Here is a 2,398-nt window from a genome sequence, read left to right as displayed (position 1 = left end):
TCGAGGTTCGTATGGGTAAAGGTAAGGGTAACGTGGAATACTGGGTTGCCCAGATTCAGCCAGGCAAAGTCCTGTATGAAATCGAGGGTGTTTCTGAAGAGCTGGCGCGTGAGGCTTTCGCCCTGGCTGCTGCAAAGCTGCCGCTCGCCACCTCCTTTGTTAAACGGACGGTGATGTGATGAAAGCGAATGAACTTCGTGAAAAATCCGCACAGCAGCTGAACGAGCAACTGCTCGGCTTGCTGCGCGACCAGTTCAATCTGCGCATGCAGAAAGCAACTGGCCAGTTGGGGCAGTCTCATCTGCTCTCGCAAGTTAAGCGTGACATCGCTCGCGTGAAGACTGTGCTCAACCAGCAGGCAGGTAAGTGATCATGGCTGAAGCCGAAAAAACTGTCCGTACGCTGACTGGCCGTGTTGTCAGCGACAAGATGGACAAAACCATCACCGTTCTGATCGAGCGTCGCGTTAAGCACCCGATCTACGGTAAATACGTTAAGCGTTCGACTAAGCTGCACGCGCACGACGAAACCAATCAGTGCCACATCGGCGACAAAGTCACTATTCGTGAAACTCGTCCGATGGCCAAGACCAAGTCTTGGGCGCTGGTTGATGTTCTCGAACGCGCTGTGGAAGTCTAAGGGCTAGGGGTCGGAGAAATTATATGATTCAGACTCAATCCATGCTCGATGTGGCCGATAACAGCGGCGCTCGCCGTGTTATGTGCATCAAGGTGCTGGGTGGCTCCCATCGTCGTTACGCTGGTATCGGTGACATCATCAAAGTTACCGTGAAGGAAGCAATTCCTCGCGGTAAAGTGAAAAAAGGCCAAGTGATGACTGCTGTTGTAGTCCGCACTCGTCACGGCGTACGTCGTGCTGATGGCTCCATTATCCGCTTTGATGGCAACGCTGCTGTTCTTCTGAACAACAAGCAAGAGCCGATCGGCACCCGTATCTTTGGGCCAGTGACCCGTGAACTTCGTACTGAGAAGTTCATGAAGATCGTCTCGCTCGCCCCAGAAGTGCTGTAAGGAGATCCGACATGCAAAAGATTCGTCGTGACGACGAGATCATCGTGATCGCCGGCAAAGACAAAGGTAAGCGCGGTAAGGTGCTGAAGGTTCTTGCTGACAACCGTCTGGTTGTTGGTGGTCTGAACCTGGTCAAGCGTCATACCAAGCCTAACCCGATGTCGGGCGTACAGGGCGGTATCGTCGAGAAAGAAGCGCCACTGCACGCTTCCAACGTCGCCATCTTCAACGGCGAAACCAACAAGGCTGACCGCGTTGGTTTCAAAGTAGAAGACGGTAAGAAAATTCGTGTCTTCAAGTCGACCCAAAAAGCGGTTGATGCTTGAACACTGCTAGGTAGAAGACCATGGCACGACTAAAAGAGATTTACCGGAAGGAAATCGCTCCGAAACTTAAGGAAGAACTTAAGCTTTCGAACGTGATGGAAGTTCCGCGCGTTACCAAAATCACCCTGAACATGGGTCTGGGCGAAGCGATCGGCGACAAAAAAGTCATCGAGCACGCTGTTGCTGACCTGGAAAAGATCACCGGCCAAAAAGTCGTTGTGACCTACGCTCGTAAATCCATCGCTGGCTTTAAAGTCCGTGAAGGATGGCCGATCGGTGTCAAAGTGACTCTGCGCCGTGAGCGTATGTACGAGTTCCTGGATCGTCTGCTGTCGATCTCCCTGCCTCGGGTTCGCGACTTCCGCGGTCTGAATGCCAAGTCCTTCGATGGTCGTGGCAACTACAGCATGGGCGTGAAAGAGCAGATCATTTTCCCGGAAATCGACTACGACAAGATCGATGCTCTCCGCGGTCTGGACATTACCCTGACCACCACTGCCAAGAACGATGATGAAGGCCGCGCTCTGCTGCGTGCTTTCAAATTCCCGTTCCGCAACTGATTGGAGTAGGAAAATGGCCAAGAAGAGCATGAAAAACCGTGAGCTGAAGCGTCAGCTCACTGTTGTCAAGTACGCCGTCAAGCGTGCAGCGCTGAAAGCTATCATCGTTGATCTGAACGCAAGTCCAGAAGCGCGTTGGGAAGCGACCGTAGCTCTGCAGAAGCAACCACGTGACGCAAGCGCTTCGCGCATGCGTAACCGTTGCCGCCTGACTGGTCGTCCGCACGGCGTTTACCGCAAGTTCGGCCTGGGCCGTAACAAACTGCGTGAAGCGGCAATGCGTGGTGACGTTCCAGGTCTGGTTAAAGCCAGCTGGTAATCGGCTGTCAAAGCTTTGATGGTCGGGGGTCGCAAGAACCTGACCATCGGGTGGCCTTTGAATTTGAAATTCGAAGCCCCTTTTTGGGGGCTTTGATTTCATTTTCGTGGGGGTGTGTCTAGAATGACCGGGCTCGCCCTGAGCCCCGTGTTTTTTTTCGTG

At 53.3% G+C, this 2,398-nt stretch carries 7 protein-coding genes; all 7 read left to right on the top strand.

Annotation, left to right across the window (positions count from 1 at the left end; all coding sequences use genetic code 11):
* The coding region (locus HT737_RS12240; RefSeq protein WP_182402678.1) for a ribosomal protein L16 at window positions 1–179 on the top strand (179 nt) is incomplete at its 5' end.
* Complete coding sequence (gene rpmC / locus HT737_RS12235) at window positions 179–370, top strand: 50S ribosomal protein L29 (protein WP_002555481.1); 192 nt, start codon at window positions 179–181, stop codon at window positions 368–370. The genes HT737_RS12240 and rpmC, both read left to right, overlap by 1 nt.
* Before the next feature lie 2 nt (window positions 371–372).
* A complete protein-coding gene (gene rpsQ, locus HT737_RS12230; protein WP_003194644.1) occupies window positions 373–639 on the top strand; it encodes a 30S ribosomal protein S17 in 267 nt (88 codons plus the stop codon).
* A 23-nt stretch (window positions 640–662) separates the two neighbouring features.
* The gene (gene rplN, locus HT737_RS12225; protein WP_002555479.1) at window positions 663–1,031 is read left to right on the top strand and encodes a 50S ribosomal protein L14; all 369 of its coding nucleotides are present in this window, start codon (window positions 663–665) and stop codon (window positions 1,029–1,031) included.
* An 11-nt stretch (window positions 1,032–1,042) separates the two neighbouring features.
* Window positions 1,043–1,357: a 50S ribosomal protein L24 gene (rplX, locus tag HT737_RS12220; RefSeq protein ID WP_003186046.1), complete on the top strand. Its 315-nt coding sequence runs from the start codon at window positions 1,043–1,045 to the stop codon at window positions 1,355–1,357.
* 20 nt (window positions 1,358–1,377) lie between these two features.
* Entirely contained in the window at window positions 1,378–1,917 is a 540-nt protein-coding gene (rplE, locus tag HT737_RS12215) for a 50S ribosomal protein L5 (protein WP_003210069.1), read from the top strand.
* Between the two features lie 13 nt (window positions 1,918–1,930).
* A complete protein-coding gene (gene rpsN / locus HT737_RS12210) occupies window positions 1,931–2,236 on the top strand; it encodes a 30S ribosomal protein S14 (RefSeq protein WP_182402676.1) in 306 nt (101 codons plus the stop codon).
* Window positions 2,237–2,398: the final 162 nt, after the last annotated feature.

It is taken from the genome of Pseudomonas sp. MD195_PC81_125 (assembly GCF_014060985.1).
Classification (GTDB): Bacteria; Pseudomonadota; Gammaproteobacteria; order Pseudomonadales; family Pseudomonadaceae; genus Aquipseudomonas; species Aquipseudomonas parakoreensis.
This window is presented reverse-complemented; position numbering and strand designations above follow the sequence as displayed.

What these genes read in the sequence shown, in the direction of transcription:
- rpmC (WP_002555481.1), top strand. Translation starts at nt 179, where the DNA reads ATGAAAGCGAATGAACTTCGTGAAAAATCCGCACAGCAGCTGAACGAG.
- rpsQ (WP_003194644.1), top strand. Translation starts at nt 373, where the DNA reads ATGGCTGAAGCCGAAAAAACTGTCCGTACGCTGACTGGCCGTGTTGTC.
- rplN (WP_002555479.1), top strand. Translation starts at nt 663, where the DNA reads ATGATTCAGACTCAATCCATGCTCGATGTGGCCGATAACAGCGGCGCT.
- rplX (WP_003186046.1), top strand. Translation starts at nt 1,043, where the DNA reads ATGCAAAAGATTCGTCGTGACGACGAGATCATCGTGATCGCCGGCAAA.
- rplE (WP_003210069.1), top strand. Translation starts at nt 1,378, where the DNA reads ATGGCACGACTAAAAGAGATTTACCGGAAGGAAATCGCTCCGAAACTT.
- rpsN (WP_182402676.1), top strand. Translation starts at nt 1,931, where the DNA reads ATGGCCAAGAAGAGCATGAAAAACCGTGAGCTGAAGCGTCAGCTCACT.